Below are 15,623 nucleotides of genomic sequence, written 5' to 3'. Positions count from 1 at the left end.
ATGAGGGCGGCGCGGGGGATATCCAGTCGGCACCGGGCAATGTCGACCGTTTTGGGGTTGTGGGTCATTCCACGCTGACGGCGCAATAGCCGTCAGTCTCTCAGGTTTTCGCCGCTCGTGCGCGGCGCATCGGGCTTCGCGCCGCTGCTGGAATTCGTAGTCTTTTGCGGCGTGTGTGCCGCTCCTACCAACCTCCGCCGATTGCAGTACGCTTGACGACTCTTCCTGCACCCACGATGGAGCGTCGACGATGCGATATAACCAGTTGGGCCGTACCGGTGTGTTTGTTTCAGAGTTGTGTTTGGGCACGATGACCTTCGGCGGTGGCGAAGGCATCTGGCGGCAGATCGGCGATCTGCAGCAGAACGACGCGGAGCGGCTGGTCGGCCGGGCGCTCGACGCGGGCATCAATTTCATCGACACCGCCGACGTTTACGCGGGCGGCCTGTCCGAGCAGATCACCGGCCAGGCGCTGAAGAATCTGCAAGTACCGCGCGACAAGGTCGTGATCGCGACCAAGGTGTTCGGCCAGACCGGCGAGTTCGCAAACGCGCGCGGCGCGTCGCGCTATCACATCCTCGACGGCATCAAGGCGAGCCTGAAGCGTCTGCAACTCGATCACGTCGACCTGTATCAGATCCACGGTTTCGATCCGGCCACGCCGATCGAAGAAACCGTGCGCGCGCTCGATACGCTCGTGCAGCACGGCCACGTGCGCTACGTCGGCGTGTCGAACTGGGCCGCGTGGCAGATCGCGAAGGCGCTCGGCATCGCCGAGCGGCTCGGCACCGCGCGCTTCGAAACGCTGCAGGCGTATTACACGCTCGCGGGCCGGGATCTCGAACGCGAACTCGTGCCGATGCTGCAAAGCGAAGGCCTCGGCCTGATGGTGTGGAGTCCGCTCGCGGGCGGTTTGCTGAGCGGCAAATACGGACGCGAGCAGCAGGCCGAAGCGGGCAGCCGTCGCACGAACTTCGATTTTCCGCCGGTCGATCGCGAGCGCGCGTATGACTGCATCGACGTGATGCGCGAAATCGCTGCAGCGAAAAACGTCTCGGTCGCGCAGATCGCGCTGGCGTGGCTGCTGCATCAGCGTGTCGTCAGCACGGTCATCGTCGGCGCGAAGAAAATCGAGCAGCTCGACGACAACATCGCGGCGACCAACGTCGCGCTATCCGCCGATGAGCTCGCGAAGCTGGCCGAAGTCAGCGCGCTGCCGGCGGAGTACCCCGGCTGGATGCTGGAGCGGCAGGGCGAGCAACGCCGGCAGCAGCTGGCCGAGGTTCGGCACGTCGTGCAGCGATAACGCGACGGCGTACTCGCGTTCGCCCTGGAAGCCCGAATCTTCATCGATGGGCCGCGCGAGTTTCATGCTCGCGCGCGCGGGCCTGAGGCGGTCGACTGGAAAAAACCCCAACTCGTGAAGACGATCCGCCGCTCTCAGGTTCTCCGCGGCCATTTCGTTTCGGCACTCGCTCAGGTCTCGACGTCCGCGAGACTGAAAGTCTCCGTCTTGTCGTTGTACGAGAAGATTTCCGCGTAACGACCCCAGTCGATCACCGCATCGAGTGTCTCCTGCGCCGCGCTGTCGGACAGCAGGTCCTCGAGTTCCTGCTCGAAGCGCACGCGCGGCGCGCGATGTCCGGGCCGTTCGTTGAGCACCTTTCTGATTCGCGCGGCGAGCGGCACGCGCTGCAATAGATGATCGGCGAACATGATCTTGCGCTCCTGCGTGCTGTCCTCGGCGAATCGATGCGCGGGTGGCGTCAGGAGCACGTCGCCCTCGCTGACTTCGGCAAAGCCGAGGTACTGCAGCATCTCCGCGACCGGGAAAAGTTCGTCGACTTCCAGCTGCAGTGTGCGCGCGATGTCGGGCATGTCGGCGCGGCCGTTGTAGGGCGCTGCAGCGAGCGTTTCGAGCAGACCGGCCATCAGGTTGGTCGACACGTTCGGCAACCAGCTGCCGGGTTCGAGTTCGCGTTTGGCCGCGGTGTCGCTGGGGCGCGCGGTCATCTTCGCGTAGATTTCGTCGACGAGCGCGCGAAAATCCGGGTCGAGCCGGTTGCGCGGATGCGCGAACGGCACTACGGTCTCGGCCACCACGCGCCCGGGGTTCGACGACAGCACGAGAATGCGATCGCACATGAACACGGCTTCCTCGATGTTGTGCGTGACGATCAGCACCGACTTGATCGGCATGCGGTCCTGGTTCCACAGGTCGAGCAGGTCGGTGCGCAGCGTTTCGGCGGTCAGCACGTCGAGCGCGGAGAACGGCTCGTCCATCAGCAGGATGGTCGGATCGACGACGAGCGCGCGCGCGAAGCCGACGCGCTGCCTCATGCCGCCCGACAGTTCGCGCGGATACGCATTTTCGAAACCATCGAGGCCGATCAGATCGATCGCGGCGAGCGCGCGCGTGCGCCGCTCCTCGACGCCGACGCCGAGCGCCTCCAGCCCCGCTTCGACGTTCTGCAGCACCGTCAGCCACGGAAACAGCGCAAAGGTCTGGAACACCATCGCGACACCCTCGGCGGGACCGTCGAGCGGCTTGCCCAGGTAGGTCACATTGCCGCTCGTCGGCCGGATCAGACCGGCGATGATGCGCAGCAGCGTCGACTTGCCCGAGCCCGAGCGGCCGAGCAGTCCGACGATTTCGCCCTCGTGCAGCGTCAGATTGACGTCGTCGAGCACCAGCAGGTCGCTCTGGTTTTTATGGAAGCCGCGGCTCACGTGCTCGATGTTCAGCACTTGCGCGCCCACGCGCGGCGGCGACTGGAGCCGGTCGGCGGGAATGGCTTGAATGACGTTTTGCATGGGTTCACTCCTGGTCGAGTCGCAGCCTGATTTCGGCAAAGGCATACAGGGGGCGCCACAGCGCGCGGTTGAATAGCGTGACGAATAGCGACATCACGGCGACGCCAAGGATGATCTTCGGAAAGTCGCCCGCGGCGGTCGTCTCGGCGATATAGGCGCCGAGGCCGTGCGCGACCACATTGGTATCGCCCCACTGGACGAACTCGGACACGATGCTCGCGTTCCACGCGCCGCCCGATGCGGTGATCGCGCCAGTTACGTAGTAAGGGAATACGCCCGGCAGCATCAGCTGGCGCCACCATTGCCAGCCCCGGATGCGGAAATTGATGGCCGCCTCGCGGTAGTCGTTCGGATAGGCGGTCGCGCCCGCGATCACGTTGAACAGGATGTACCACTGCGTGCCGAGCACGATCAGCGGCGACAGCCAGATATCCGGATTCAGATGAAAGCGCACGATCACGATCACGAACACCGGGAACAGCAGGTTCGCGGGGAACGCGGCGAGAAACTGCGCGAGCGGCTGGACCTTCTCGGCGAGCGCCGGACGCAGGCCGATCAACACGCCAATCGGTACCCAGATCACCGAGGAGATCGCGATCAGCACGGCGACACGCAGTAGTGTGATGAGCCCGAGCACGAACACGTGACCGACCTCGTCGAGCGTGACGCCGGCACGCACATAGGCGACGACGCGATAGATCGCATAGACCGTCAGCACGAATACGAGCACGCCGCACACGATGTCCCCCACGCGCGTCGATTTCTCGCCGCGCGGTCCGCTGGCGCGTCGCGCGCTCGCGAAAGGCACACGGAACGGAATGCGTGCGGTGGTCGCGAGCATCACGCCCGCCGGCGTCAGCAACTGATGAATCAGACGTGTGCGCCGCATCGTGTCGAGCAGCCAGGACTGCGGCGCGTTGCCCGAAGTCGTGGTCTCCATGCGGAACTTGTCGGCCCACGCGACGAGCGGACGGAACAGCAACTGGTCATAGGCGAGAATCACGACCGTCATCGTCAGAATGACCCAGCCGACCGCGTGCAGGTTCTTGTCGCTGATCGCCTGCGCCAGGTAGGCGCCGATGCCCGGCAGCGTAATCGTATGATTGCCGACCGTGATCGCTTCGGAAGCCACGACGAAGAACCAGCCGCCCGACATCGACATCATCATGTTCCAGATCAGGCCGGGCATCGAGAACGGCACTTCGAGTTTCCAGAAGCGCTGCCATGAAGTCAGATGAAAGCCGCGCGAGACTTCGTCGAGATCGCGCGGCACCGTGCGTAGCGACTGATAGAAGCTGAACGTCATGTTCCACGCCTGGCTCGTGAAGATCGCGAAGATCGCGGCGAGTTCGGCGCCGAGCACGCGGCCCGGGAACATCGCGAGGAAGAACGTCACCGTGAACGAGATGTAGCCGAGCACCGGCACCGACTGCAGGATGTCGAGAATCGGCACCAGCACGAGACCGGCGCGGCGGCTCTTGGCGGCCAGCGTCCCGTAGACCAGCGTAAAGATCAGCGACGCGACCATCGCCGCGAGCATGCGCAGCGTGGTGCGCATCGCGTACTCGGGCAGGTTGGCCGGATCGAGCGAGATCGCCTGCGTCTTTAGCGTCGACATCGGCGCGAGCGTCTCGTGAAAGCCGATCGACGCCATCGCGATCAGGCAGATGATCAGCGGGAACGCGACGAAGTCCGATCCGTTTGGACGCAGCCGTCGTGCGGATGCATTGGCGGTGCGGTTCAGGTTGAAACCGAACTCCATCAGTAACCTCCGGGGCCGTGGGTATTTGCGCACAGCGAAGTCGTGCCGCCGTACAGGGCGGCGACACATGCATCGATTCGCGAGGGATTGTTGAGTTGGAACATGACGAATCGCAAGTTGATGAAAGGGCTCATTCAGCAAGCAACGGCCACGACGAGGCAACGCCACAATCTTTCGATAATGGCGTTGATTCGTGACAGAAACCTGGCAGGACTTAAGAGAGCAGCGACCCGATTCGGCGCCACAGCGTGACAAGCCGATTCGATTGGACCGGATCGAGCGACAGAAGCGACTCGTAGTGAGCGCGCGGCTCGTTGCGATAGGGCAGATGCGGCAAAAGCAGAGCGAAATACATGACGTTTCTCCGCGCGTCGTATGTGACGCGGCAAGCGGAAAGCGGGCAGACGGTCCAACGTCGCACGCTTGGCGCGGCGTCAGGTTGCTAGCTGCTTTCCTTCTCTATGGCTGAAGGGAAGGGGCATAAACAACAACTGTCACTGTCGGGCATGGGGTTCCTCGTCGGGTTGAACTGCGCTCAGGCACGCAGCGTGGTTTTACCGGCCTCGCCAGAACCCGCGACCAGGCGCGGGTATCGGCGAGCTTCGGCCGCAAACCCGAAGGCTTGCGAGGGCGTGCCAGTGCGGACGAGCGAAGGCGGCGTCCACATGGCGCTCATGATCGAGGTGCACGAAGAAGATTTGCTACGGCGCGCACCGTTCTGCCTGCTGGCGGAACGGCGGCGCGGGGAAGGGGCGCGGACGTTCTGCCGGTCAGGCAGTGAAACTGTTCGAAGATCGACTACTGCAGGTGTCCAAGGCATCAGCCCCATTTGAGAAGACGGGCGAATTCTAGACGCGGTAAAAACCCGGAGTCAACCGGATTCTGTAAGCAGAGCCAACATTTATCGACGAAGGCTTGCGTAACGAGTTCGAGAATCATTGCGTGCGGCCCCGAGAACCCGACGTTGTCTTTATGCGTTTTTTACTTGCGCTTTTTCGGGCGACGTCAATACAATCCGCCCCAACGTATCGAAGGAGTCACCCATGGACGCATGTTCAGGCAGTGGAAGTCCGATGCCGGCCAGCGCCGGCAACACAACCGCGAGATAGTCGCCGCAGGTTCATTCCTTCGCCGCTAACTCGCCCCATTCGGGTTAGCGCGCTTCAATTCTGACCGGCCTTTGCTGCCGGTTTTCCGTAGCACGCTTCCTCTTTTCTGACCGTCGTCTGCAACCTCGGCTTGCAGAGGCGGTTGCGCTTTCGCATTGCGCTCGCCTTCGGGCCGGGCGGCGCGGAGGGATGATGCTTGTCTATCTGCTTCAGATATTGCAGCAACGCCTGTGGCGGGCGGAATCAGTAAGCGCGTTGCGCTCGTTGTGCGCCGGAGTGCGTTACGTAACGTCGCTGGCTCGCGCAAGCTTGCATGCCGGGAATGAATTGAACACACGTTTGCCACCTGCGTGTGCGAACAACAACGGAGCGATCCGCCTATAACTTCAACCCCAGATACGTGATGGAAAATATCTACAAGCGCAGACCGCTGAGTTCCGGCGGTGCCATCGCCGTGAGCGCAGTTCTTTCTCTCGGCCTCGTTCCTCGCGCGTTCGCGCAGACACCCGGCGAAGCCGCGCCGACGCAAGCGGCGCCATCGACCGCCCCGGCCGCACCGGCTCCCGGCGCCACGGACAATGCGGCGCCCGCCGATCAGAGCGTCGCCGCGCCCACGGGATTGTGGGAGCGCTCGAACCTGCTCGGCGACATGGGCGGTTTGCGTCCGTGGCTCGGCAACTACGGTGTGACTTTCAATCTGCAGGAGACCGGCGAGTACATGGGCAACCTCTCGGGCGGGACGAATCGCGGCGGTGCTTATCAAGGCTTGACCGAGTTCGGACTCGTCGTCGATACGCAAAAGGCGTTTGGATTGCCAGGCGGCACTTTCAACGTGTCCGGTCTGCAGATTCACGGCACGAGCCTGACCGCCAGAAATCTGCAAACGCTGCAAACCGCGAGCGGCATCGAAGCCGACGCCGCGACCCGTCTGTGGGAACTGTGGTATCAGCAGTCGCTCGGCAACGTCGACGTGAAGATCGGTCAGCAGAGTCTCGATCAGGAGTTCATGGTCAGCCAGTACGCGGCCACCTTCATGAACGCGACGTTCGGTTGGCCAGTGCTGCCGTCCGTCGATCTGCCGGCGGGCGGCCCGGCCTATCCGCTGTCGTCGCTCGGCGTGAGGGCGCGGGCGTCGTTCGCGAACGGAGTAACCGTGTTGGGCGGCGTATTCGACGGCAATCCGGCGCCAGGCGTCGGCGATCCGCAAAAGCTCAACGCGAGCGGCACGAACTTCAATCTCGGCAACGGCGTGCTCGTGATCGGCGAACTGCAGTACGCGATCAACCAGCCGTCGGCGAATGCGTCCGATCCGAAGCCGGCCGGCCTGCCGGGCACCTACAAGCTCGGCTTCTGGTACAACAGCAACCACTTCGCGGATCAGGGTTTCGACACGAGCGGCCTGTCGCTAGCGAATCCGGCGAGCAACGGCGTGCCGACGAGTCATCGCGGCAACTACAGTTTCTACGCGGTCGCCGATCAGATGGTGTGGCGCGCGGGCTCCGACAGTCCGCGGTCGCTCGGTGTGTTCGCGCGCATCATGGGTGCGCCGGGCGATCGCAATCTGGTCGATCTCGGCGTAAACGCGGGCGTGACGCTCAAGGCGCCGTTCAAGGGGCGCGACACCGACGTGGTCGGGCTCGCGCTCGGCTATGCGAAGATCGGCTCGCACGCGCAGCATCTTGCGAGCGCGCAGCCGCTGTACACGCCGGGCTATCCGTCGCGCAGCGCGGAGACGATGCTCGAAGCCACCTATCAGTATCAGGTCGCGCCGTGGTGGATGCTGCAAGCGGACTTCCAGTACTTCTGGCGGCCGGGCGGCGGAATTCCGCATCCGGACGATTCGTCCCAGCGCATCGAGAACGAAGCGGTTCTCGGTTTGCGCACGACGATTCAGTTCTGAGGAACGGTCATCAGGCTGGTACGCGTTTGATCGATCGCTTCAACAAGGGCCGCGCGCCGCATCACCGGACATGATCGGTCGATGCGGCACGTAAGGACGGACGATGACTTGGCAATCGCTGCGTCTAATCATCAGTCTCGCTTACCCCTGCGTATGCGCGGCGACCGCGTCCAGCGTGCGCGCCGAGTACACCAGCGTCGCGCCCGCGTTGATCGCCATCGCGACGCCGAGCGCTTCGGCGATTTCCTCGCGGGTCGCGCCGTGCTTCAGCGCCTCGGCCGTATGGACCGTGATACAGCCGTCACAGCGCAGGCTGACCGCTACCGCGAGCGCAATCAGCTCGCGCATTTTCGCGCCGAGCAGGTCGGTCTTCTGACCGGCGCTCGACATCGCCTGATACGCCTTCACGCTTTCGGGCGCGAGCTTCGACATTTCGCCGATACGGCCGAACAGTTCCTTGCGGTAATCGATCCAGTTCAACATGGCAGTGCTCCTTGGTCCGTTGCGCGCCGGCGGTTGCCGGCGTCGTGGGACAAAGTATTGCGCCGCGCCGCGATATCCTGAATACTCATTCGACTCAACTTTTAGCGCGCTCGTCTCATGGACACGCTCAGTCGCCTGATCGACCTTGCCCGGCCGCAAGCGAGTCTCGATCTTCGCTGCCTGCTATCAGGCGCATTCGACATCGATCACGCGCCGCTGGAGGCGGGCGTTGCGCCGTTTCATCTGGTGCTCGACGGCAGCTGTGTGATCGAGACCGCCGCCGGCGAGCCGCTCGAATTGCAGGCCGGCGATTTCATGCTGTTTCCGCGTGGCGCCGCGCATCGCATGCGCGACGTAAAGCGCTCGGCGGGTGGCCTGCCGTTGACGCTCGGGCATGACGGCATGCTGCCGGTGCGGCGCAACGATGGCCACGAAACCACTGGCACGGCCGCGCACGCGCCCAACGACACCGCGATTCATGACGGCGTCGATCTGCTGTGCGGCCGCTTCGTCTATGCACCCGGTTCATCGGCGTTGCTGCTCAATGTGCTGCCCGATCCGCTGCACGTATCGCTCGGGGATGCGCAAACGCTCGATGCGTTGCAGACGATGATCACTCTGATGCGCGGCGAAGCGGAGCGGCGTCAGCCTGGCGCGCTCGCGATCGTGACGGCCTTGAGCCACGCGCTGTTCGCGATGGCACTGCGCGTGCACGGCGAGCGCAATGCAAACGGCACGGGGATGCTCGCGTTGCTGACGGACGCACGCCTCGGCGCATCGGTGCAGGCCATGCTCGACGCGCCCGAACGCGCATGGACGATCTCTGAACTCGGCGAGCGAGCGGCGATGTCGCGCGCAACATACGCGCGCCACTTCAACGAGCGCGCGGGCGTGACCGTGATGGATTTTCTGACGCAGATCCGCATGGCGATCGCCAGCGATCTGCTGTTGCGCACACAACGCAGCGCGGCGGACATCGGCGAGGCGGTCGGCTATCAATCGGAGGCGGCGTTCGGCAAGGCGTTCGCGCAAAGCGTCGGTGTGACGCCGGGACGTTACCGGCGCCGCACACCAACGGACGATGCTCTGGATGACTGACTAAAGACTCAGCGCGTGGGCGATTCTATCTGGGCGGTCCGCCCTTGCTGAACGCGCGCCTTTCGAACGACGCCATCAGTCGCGCGACCACGAGCGCGCAGACCGTGCCGAGCGTCACTTCGGCAAGCCGCAGAAAGGCCTTGTCCCACGCCGGGCCGATGCCTGGCGCCAGCAGCATGATCGTCGCGGTGATGCCGCCGAGGCGCGCTGCGCTGCCGACGTTGACGACCCAGCAGATCAGGATCGCGACCGCCACGGTCGCCGCGTACGCGGCAAAATGGCCGCCGCCCGCGAGCGTGCCGATCAGCCCGCAAATACCGCCGACCATCGCACCGATGAACTGGTCGCGCGACAGCTTGCGGGTGTCGATATAACTATGCTGGCTCACCGCGATCGCGGTGATCGCGGCCCAGAACGCCTGCTCGGTGTGCAGCGTGCGACCGATGCCGAACGCGAGACTCGCGCCCGCCACGGCCTGCACGGCCATGAAGCCGCCCTCGATCAGGCGGTCGCCGAGCGGCAGCGTCTTCAGGAAAGCGAACAGCGCATCGGCGGCGTGCGTGCGCGAGGAAGGGCTTGAATCGTCGGACGGAGTCATCGGATGAAGGCGGCTCGGCGGGGCAGGAGGTCCCGTATTCTAGCGGCTCCGCTTCACGCTTCCACTGCTAGCTAGATCGTACCGAACAGCGCGCGCGGCCGGTCGCGTAGCGTGTGCGCGAGAATCTGCAGGCCACGCGTCAACTGCTCGCGCGACTCGGCGCAAGCGAGGTTGATGCGCACGCCGTGCTCGACCGTCGAGCGATCGACCGCGAACGCGGATGCGGGCATCGTGTTGACCCCGCGCGCGAGCGCGTTTGCCGCGAAGTCGTCCGAGCGCCACGGCGGCGGCACGCGCAACCACACGAACATGCATGCGGGGTCGCTCTTCGGTCAGTTGACCTCGCTGTCGACCTCGACCGCGACCGGCTTCAGCACCGCACAAAGCTGCGTTACGTTGCTATCGACCGGACTGAGCACGACCAACAGCAACCTGAGCCAGCTGTCGACCTCGACTTCAACGGCGATCAGCGCCGCAGAAAGCGGCGTAGCGTCACTGTCGACCGGGCTCAACACCACCAACAGCAATCTCGCGTCGTTGTCCACCGGCCTCACCACGGCGTCGAGCAGTGTGACGGCACTGTCGACAGGCATCGCCAACGGCACCGTCGGCCTCGTGCAGCAGGTCGGCGGCGCGCCGGGCAATGGCACGGTAACGGTCGGCGCGAACACGGGCGGCAACGTCGTCGACTTCGTGGGCACCGCGGGCGCGAGCCAACTGACCGGCGTCGCCGCGGGCACAGCGCCGACCGATGCGGTCAACGTGAGCCAGTTGCAGGCGGTGACCTCGATCGACAACGACGCGGTGCTGTACGACAACGCGTCCCATGCAAGCGTGACGCTCGGCGGTGTCGGCGCCAGCGTTGCGCTGGGGTCGGGCGCACAGGCGAGCGGCGCGGGTTCGTCGGCGCTCGGCGCGAATGCGGTTGCGGCCGCGCCCAACTCGGTCGCGCTCGGTGCGGGCTCCGCCGCCAGCGACGCGAACTCGGTGTCGATCGGCTCGCTCGGTCACGAACGGACGATCTCGAACGTCGCGCCGGGCGTCAGTCCGACCGACGCGGTCAACATGCAGCAGTTGGACTCGGTTCAGCAGGGGGTGAACGCGGTGGCGCGCCAGGCCTATTCAGGCATCGCCGGCGCGACCGCGTTGACGAGGATCCCGGACGTCGACCCCGGCAAGACCCTCTCGGTTGGAATCGGCTCGGGCAACTACAAGGGCTACACGGCCGTTGCAATCGGCTTTTCCGCGCGGGTGACCGCCAACCTGAAGGTCAAGGGCGGCGTCGGTACGAGCGCGACGGGGAAACCGGCTGTATGTCCGCGACGATCCCGATCCATTACCGCCGCCGACGCGCGGCCGGATGCTCGCGCGCCAGATCGAATCACTGATAAGGGGGGGTGATCGTGCAATATGACCCCCCCTTCGAAAACACCATCCCCCCCTCCCAAAGGGGGGCGATTTGAAAGGCGACTGGCTCTATCGTTCTTCTCGAAATTCACAATGCATACGGGGCCGGCGCCGCTGGCCGCTCACGCCGACCTGGTGCCGTCTGCGATTTTCTATGTTGGCTTTTTCGTCCTGTTTGAACTGGTTGCTCGTGTGAGTGAAATTCCAGATGCAAATGTCTTTCGCCGCATCTGTCGAGCGGGCCGGTCTTCAAGTCGCCAGGGCGAAAGAAAAAGGTGATAGATGAATATCCTGTTGGTGGAAGACAATCCCGCGCAAGCTGATTCGGTCGAAAGGGAGATCGGGCAATCCGGGCATCGAATAAACAAGGTCGAGCGGGGCAAGGACGCAATCAGTTTTCTTCAGGCCAACGAGGTCGATCTCGTGGTGCTCGACTGGGAATTGCCGGGCATGAGCGGCTTCGAGGTGCTGTACTGGATACGCCGTCACCTGGGCCGCGAACCCGCGGTGCTGTTCGTGACCAGCCGGCTTCTGGAAGTCGACATCGTGCAGGCGCTGGACGCCGGCGCGGATGACTACGTCGTCAAGCCGTTCCGGGCCAAAGAGCTGGGGGCACGGGTAGGCGCGCTGTTGCGTCGCACACGACGCAGCATCAAGGTGGAAAGTGCAATCGCGGTTGGGCCGTATGTCTTCGACGTCACGCAGCGCAGTGTTTTTCTGCACGGCGAATCGATCTTGTTGACGGAAAAGGAATTCGACGTGGCGGCCTATTTCTTCGCGAACCTCGGACGGGTCGTTTCCAAGCGGCTTCTGGCGAAGCTTGCGTGGGGCCGCGAGCTGGATAGTACGTCGCGCACGATCGACACGCATATCTACCGGCTGCGACGCAAGCTGACCCTGCATCCGGACAACGGCGTGCGATTGACGACCGTCTATACGCACGGCTACCGGCTCGACGAGGTCGCTGCTGGCAGCGCGCAAGCGCAAGCGCCGGCGAGCGCCGAGCCGGAAGACGCTGTCGCGGAGAAGGACAGGTCCGAGCAGGGCGCGCAAAACGATCTCCGCTAGCGATCCGACACGAGACCATGAGCGACCTGAAGCGGATTGCGCTGGTCGCGCCTCGTTGCGCGGCTCCTCATTGAGTCGTCATACGGTTCGGCGTATCTTGAAAGCAAATTCACAACGACCCTCCATGCCTCTCACGGATAGCCGGTGAGAGGACACCTCATGAATACAACCGCTGATAGTTTCGAGCGTGAATGGATCGTGTCGCTGATCCAGACCAAGATGATGCCGCCGCGTCTTCCCGCGGGTTGCGTGCAACGGCCGGGATTGCTCCGGCGACTCGATGAACGACGTCCGCGTCACATTACGCTCGTGAGCGCGCCCGCGGGTTTCGGCAAAACGACCTTGCTTGCCGCGTGGAGCGACGCGCAAACGAGAAAGAAGCGTCCCGTTGCGTGGCTCAGTCTCGATGAAGAAGACGACGATCCGCAGCAACTCGGGGCCTATCTGGTGGCGGCGCTTTGTCGCGCGTCGAAGGAGATCGCGTGGCAGGCACAGCAACTCCTCGATAACGATGCACACACGCCGGTCAGAACGGTCATTTCAGTGCTGCTCAATGGCATCGCCGCATACGGCCGCGGTGTTTTCCTGGTGCTCGACGACGTCGACCGTCTGAGCGCGAAACCCGTTCTCGCGATCGTGTCGCGCCTGCTGCGCTACGCGCCCGACAACCTGCACGTGCTGCTCGGCGCGCGCGGCGAACCGGCGCTGTCGCTGAGCGGGCTGCGCTCGCCCGACAAACTTTCGCGTGTGAATGTCGACGATCTGCGCTTTTCGCTCGACGATGCTCAGGCGTTTTTCGACCACACCGGTAACGCGCTGCTCAACCGCAACAGCGTCGAGTTGTTGAACAGCGCGACCGAAGGCTGGGTGGCCGGTTTGCAACTGGCTTCGCTCGGACTGAACCGGATCGATGACGTGGCCGCGCTCGCCAGTCATCTCGCCGGTTCCCGCTTCGGCATCGATCGCTACCTGAACGATACGGTGTTTGCGCATTTGCCGCCGCCCATGCTGACGTTTTTGCTTTACACGTCGATTCTCGAGCGGCTTACGGCGACGCTGTGCGACGATGTCATGGGCGGTGAGGGCGAAAGCGGAGAAAAGCTGGACTGGCTCGAGCGGCATAACGTGTTCATCCGGCCGCTCGATGAGACGCAGAACTGGTATCGCTATCACGCATTGCTGAGCGATGCGCTTCGCCGCCGTCTCATGCGTCAGACGCCAGGACAGGTTCCGTTGCTGCATCGCCGGGCCAGCCTGTGGTTCGCGCGGGCTCGCCTGTGGCGCGAAGCCGTGCGACATGCGCTGGCCGCGGGCGACATCGGGCAGGCGGCGCAGTGGGCCGAAAACTGTGCGATGGAGATGCTCCAACGCGGCGACCCGTTCAGGCTGCCGGGCTGGATTCGCAAACTGCCGCCGGACGTGATCGCGGGTCGACTGCGCTTGCGTCTGGCGAAAGCCTGGGCTCTCGCGATGTCGCTTGAGACCGCGCGCGCGTCGAAGGAGATCGGCGAGATTGCCGACGAGTTCGAACGAATGGCCCGTGATGATCGGTCGGTAGCCGACGAGGTCGCATGGGCGGAGATCAACGCGATCCACGCGATGATCGCTTGCGTGAACGACGACAGCGAACATGCGCTGGAACTCGGGCGTGCCGTTGAGGCATCGACGGCGCCTGCGGAACCGTGGGTACGCCATTACGGGCAAAGCGCGGAGATTTTCGGCTTGATGTATAGAGGGCAGTTCGCCTACATCTCCCGCGTATGGAGAGCGCGGGTCGATCAGGTGGGACTCAGCCGGAAACCGAACAGCGCGGATATGTTGCGCGACGCGGTGTACGGCATCGCCGCGCTGATACACGGCGAACTTCCCGATGCGAGGCGGGTGATGGAGGTCGCGATGCGGTACGCCGAAGACAAGCTAGGAGAGTGGTCGGCGGGCGCGGCCGCGGTAGCCGGTTGCCTTGCGTCGATTTACTACGAGTGCAACGAGCTGTCCAAGGCGCGGAAGTTGATCGACGGTCGCATGACCATCGCGCTGGAGACTTCGCCGCTCGCCGCATTGATGCGCTATATGCTCACCGCGTCGCGCCTGCTGTGGCGGGATGGCAAAAAAGGGCCGGCGCTCGCCGTTCTCGAGGACGGTCGACAGCTCGCGATAACCCGTCGATGGTTGCGTCTGAAGCTCGCGTGCGATGCGGAAACCGTCAGACAGCTGCTTGCCGACGGTAGGGTGGTCGAGGCGCGACAGGTCACCGACGAACTGAGCGCGAGTGTACCGATGATGTGCGAAGGGCGACGGGGCTCGGCCATGGAAACGTGGGCAAGCTACTGCGTGCTGCAAGCCCGCGTTCTGCTCGCTGAAAATGCCGCCGGCGACGCCGTTGGTTTTCTCTCGCGCTCACTCGACAATCTGGTTGCACTGGGCTGGCGCTATGCCGAGGCCGTCGTTTCGCTGCTGCTTTCTCTCGCGCATGAGCAGAACGGTGCTTCGGAACAGGCGTTCGCCGCGCTGGGAAACGCGCTGCGGATCGGCGGCGCGATGGGGATGATCAATAGCTTCGTGGACGAGGGGTCGCCGATGCGTGCGTTACTGGAACGCTTTCGCCGCACGCCATCGGAAATCGCGACCGGGCACGCCACGTATATCGGCACGGTGCTGTCGGCTTTCGACGAGGCGGATAACACGCCATCTTCTTCGTCGAGCTATGCCGACACGAAGATAACGCCGGGCACACTGAGCGCGCGAGAACTCGAAATACTGGGCTACGTCGCTCGCGGGCTGTCCAACAAGGAAATCGGACGATCATTGAATCTGGCACCCGAGACGGTCAAATGGCACATGAAGAACGTGTTCGAAAAACTGAACGTCAATTCGCGGTACGAGGCCGTGCAGAGTGTCTTCGGCATTCAGCCTGGAGCCGACTGAAGCGCCGTGCCGCGTGATGGCGCCGTCATCCGGTCACCTCACCGCGGCTCTCGTCCAAACGCTTCGCGCAGCTTGCGCTTGGCCCGCTGCAACGTATCGCGCCGCTCCGTCGGCAGGTTTCGGCCCGCTCGGTTGATGTAGAAATTGAGCATCGACATCGCCGATTGAAACGGCGTGCCCTTGCGTCGACGGCTCGCCGTCGACGAGTGCTTCAACGATTGCGCGATGGACTCCGCGCTGCCGGTTTTGAAAATATCCTTCCGGATGTCCATCGCGTCGCTCGTTTCCATTACGTGATGCGACCATCTCTTCGCGCCGGATGCGCCGTTCGACTTCGCGGTTTTGGCGCGATGCGCGGCATGCGCCCGCGCGTGGCGCTGACGCGGTGGCCGTCCCGACTTGCCAAGAGACACAGGGCATTTCGATTTGCTGCTGGTCTTTCGGGTCGCCATTGTGTGG

General features: G+C 63.9%; 12 protein-coding genes and 1 pseudogene. 6 read left to right on the top strand and 7 right to left on the bottom strand.

All coding sequences use genetic code 11. The features are described 5' to 3' along the window. Positions 1–250: 250 nt before the first annotated feature. A complete protein-coding gene (locus tag HDG32_RS00855; protein ID WP_018425310.1) occupies positions 251–1,306 on the top strand; it encodes an aldo/keto reductase in 1,056 nt (351 codons plus the stop codon). A gap of 170 nt (positions 1,307–1,476) precedes the next feature. Here the strand turns inward: HDG32_RS00855 and HDG32_RS00850 are convergent, their stop codons facing one another. From HDG32_RS00850 to HDG32_RS00840, 3 genes are all read right to left on the bottom strand, one after another. After that, positions 1,477–2,814: an AAA-associated domain-containing protein gene (locus HDG32_RS00850; RefSeq protein WP_184062488.1), complete on the bottom strand. Its 1,338-nt coding sequence runs from the start codon at positions 2,812–2,814 to the stop codon at positions 1,477–1,479. A gap of 4 nt (positions 2,815–2,818) precedes the next feature. Further along, on the bottom strand, positions 2,819–4,576 hold the full coding sequence (locus HDG32_RS00845; protein ID WP_184062486.1) for an ABC transporter permease subunit: 1,758 nt from the start codon (positions 4,574–4,576) through the stop codon (positions 2,819–2,821). Positions 4,577–4,790: 214 nt separating this feature from the next. Continuing rightward, the gene (locus HDG32_RS00840; protein WP_184062484.1) at positions 4,791–4,931 is read right to left on the bottom strand and encodes a hypothetical protein; all 141 of its coding nucleotides are present in this window, start codon (positions 4,929–4,931) and stop codon (positions 4,791–4,793) included. A 1,157-nt stretch (positions 4,932–6,088) separates the two neighbouring features. Here HDG32_RS00840 and HDG32_RS00835 point away from each other — a divergent pair. Continuing rightward, positions 6,089–7,585 carry a carbohydrate porin gene (locus HDG32_RS00835; RefSeq protein WP_184062482.1) on the top strand — a complete coding sequence of 499 codons (1,497 nt, stop codon included), beginning with the start codon at positions 6,089–6,091 and terminating at the stop codon, positions 7,583–7,585. Positions 7,586–7,726: 141 nt separating this feature from the next. Here HDG32_RS00835 and HDG32_RS00830 read toward each other — a convergent pair whose 3' ends face one another. Next, positions 7,727–8,068, bottom strand: a complete 342-nt coding sequence (locus HDG32_RS00830) for a carboxymuconolactone decarboxylase family protein (protein WP_090809722.1) — start codon at positions 8,066–8,068, stop codon at positions 7,727–7,729. A gap of 117 nt (positions 8,069–8,185) precedes the next feature. On the opposite strand from HDG32_RS00830, the gene HDG32_RS00825 reads away from it, so the two are divergent. Further along, positions 8,186–9,166 carry an AraC family transcriptional regulator gene (locus HDG32_RS00825; protein WP_184062480.1) on the top strand — a complete coding sequence of 327 codons (981 nt, stop codon included), beginning with the start codon at positions 8,186–8,188 and terminating at the stop codon, positions 9,164–9,166. Between the two features lie 25 nt (positions 9,167–9,191). Here the strand turns inward: HDG32_RS00825 and HDG32_RS00820 are convergent, their stop codons facing one another. Beyond that, on the bottom strand, positions 9,192–9,764 hold the full coding sequence (locus HDG32_RS00820; RefSeq protein ID WP_184062478.1) for an aromatic acid exporter family protein: 573 nt from the start codon (positions 9,762–9,764) through the stop codon (positions 9,192–9,194). Positions 9,765–9,835: 71 nt separating this feature from the next. Further along, positions 9,836–10,093: pseudogene (locus HDG32_RS00815) on the bottom strand (PLP-dependent aminotransferase family protein); the annotation flags it as partial. On the opposite strand from HDG32_RS00815, the gene HDG32_RS00810 reads away from it, so the two are divergent. From HDG32_RS00810 to HDG32_RS00800, 3 genes are all read left to right on the top strand, one after another. Beyond that, a complete protein-coding gene (locus HDG32_RS00810; protein ID WP_260335516.1) occupies positions 10,074–11,165 on the top strand; it encodes a YadA-like family protein in 1,092 nt (363 codons plus the stop codon). The pseudogene HDG32_RS00815 and the gene HDG32_RS00810 sit on opposite strands and share 20 nt — an antisense overlap. A 288-nt stretch (positions 11,166–11,453) precedes the next feature. Beyond that, positions 11,454–12,239 carry a response regulator transcription factor gene (locus HDG32_RS00805; protein ID WP_184062474.1) on the top strand — a complete coding sequence of 262 codons (786 nt, stop codon included), beginning with the start codon at positions 11,454–11,456 and terminating at the stop codon, positions 12,237–12,239. Between the two features lie 159 nt (positions 12,240–12,398). Beyond that, positions 12,399–15,164: a LuxR C-terminal-related transcriptional regulator gene (locus HDG32_RS00800; protein WP_184062473.1), complete on the top strand. Its 2,766-nt coding sequence runs from the start codon at positions 12,399–12,401 to the stop codon at positions 15,162–15,164. A gap of 38 nt (positions 15,165–15,202) precedes the next feature. On the opposite strand, the gene HDG32_RS00795 is transcribed toward HDG32_RS00800, so the two are convergent. After that, a complete protein-coding gene (locus HDG32_RS00795) occupies positions 15,203–15,616 on the bottom strand; it encodes a DUF3175 domain-containing protein (protein WP_184062471.1) in 414 nt (137 codons plus the stop codon). Positions 15,617–15,623 lie beyond the last annotated feature (7 nt).

This window comes from Paraburkholderia sp. CI2 (assembly GCF_014201055.1).
Classification (GTDB): Bacteria; Pseudomonadota; Gammaproteobacteria; order Burkholderiales; family Burkholderiaceae; genus Paraburkholderia; species Paraburkholderia tuberum.
Note: the sequence above shows the minus strand (reverse complement) of the source record. Positions and strands in the feature narration are given on the sequence as shown.

What these genes read in the sequence shown, in the direction of transcription:
- HDG32_RS00855 (WP_018425310.1), top strand. Translation starts at nt 251, where the DNA reads ATGCGATATAACCAGTTGGGCCGTACCGGTGTGTTTGTTTCAGAGTTG.
- HDG32_RS00850 (WP_184062488.1), bottom strand. Translation starts at nt 2,814, where the DNA reads ATGCAAAACGTCATTCAAGCCATTCCCGCCGACCGGCTCCAGTCGCCG.
- HDG32_RS00845 (WP_184062486.1), bottom strand. Translation starts at nt 4,576, where the DNA reads ATGGAGTTCGGTTTCAACCTGAACCGCACCGCCAATGCATCCGCACGA.
- HDG32_RS00840 (WP_184062484.1), bottom strand. Translation starts at nt 4,931, where the DNA reads ATGTATTTCGCTCTGCTTTTGCCGCATCTGCCCTATCGCAACGAGCCG.
- HDG32_RS00835 (WP_184062482.1), top strand. Translation starts at nt 6,089, where the DNA reads ATGGAAAATATCTACAAGCGCAGACCGCTGAGTTCCGGCGGTGCCATC.
- HDG32_RS00830 (WP_090809722.1), bottom strand. Translation starts at nt 8,068, where the DNA reads ATGTTGAACTGGATCGATTACCGCAAGGAACTGTTCGGCCGTATCGGC.
- HDG32_RS00825 (WP_184062480.1), top strand. Translation starts at nt 8,186, where the DNA reads ATGGACACGCTCAGTCGCCTGATCGACCTTGCCCGGCCGCAAGCGAGT.
- HDG32_RS00820 (WP_184062478.1), bottom strand. Translation starts at nt 9,764, where the DNA reads ATGACTCCGTCCGACGATTCAAGCCCTTCCTCGCGCACGCACGCCGCC.
- HDG32_RS00810 (WP_260335516.1), top strand. Translation starts at nt 10,074, where the DNA reads ATGCATGCGGGGTCGCTCTTCGGTCAGTTGACCTCGCTGTCGACCTCG.
- HDG32_RS00805 (WP_184062474.1), top strand. Translation starts at nt 11,454, where the DNA reads ATGAATATCCTGTTGGTGGAAGACAATCCCGCGCAAGCTGATTCGGTC.
- HDG32_RS00800 (WP_184062473.1), top strand. Translation starts at nt 12,399, where the DNA reads ATGAATACAACCGCTGATAGTTTCGAGCGTGAATGGATCGTGTCGCTG.
- HDG32_RS00795 (WP_184062471.1), bottom strand. Translation starts at nt 15,616, where the DNA reads ATGGCGACCCGAAAGACCAGCAGCAAATCGAAATGCCCTGTGTCTCTT.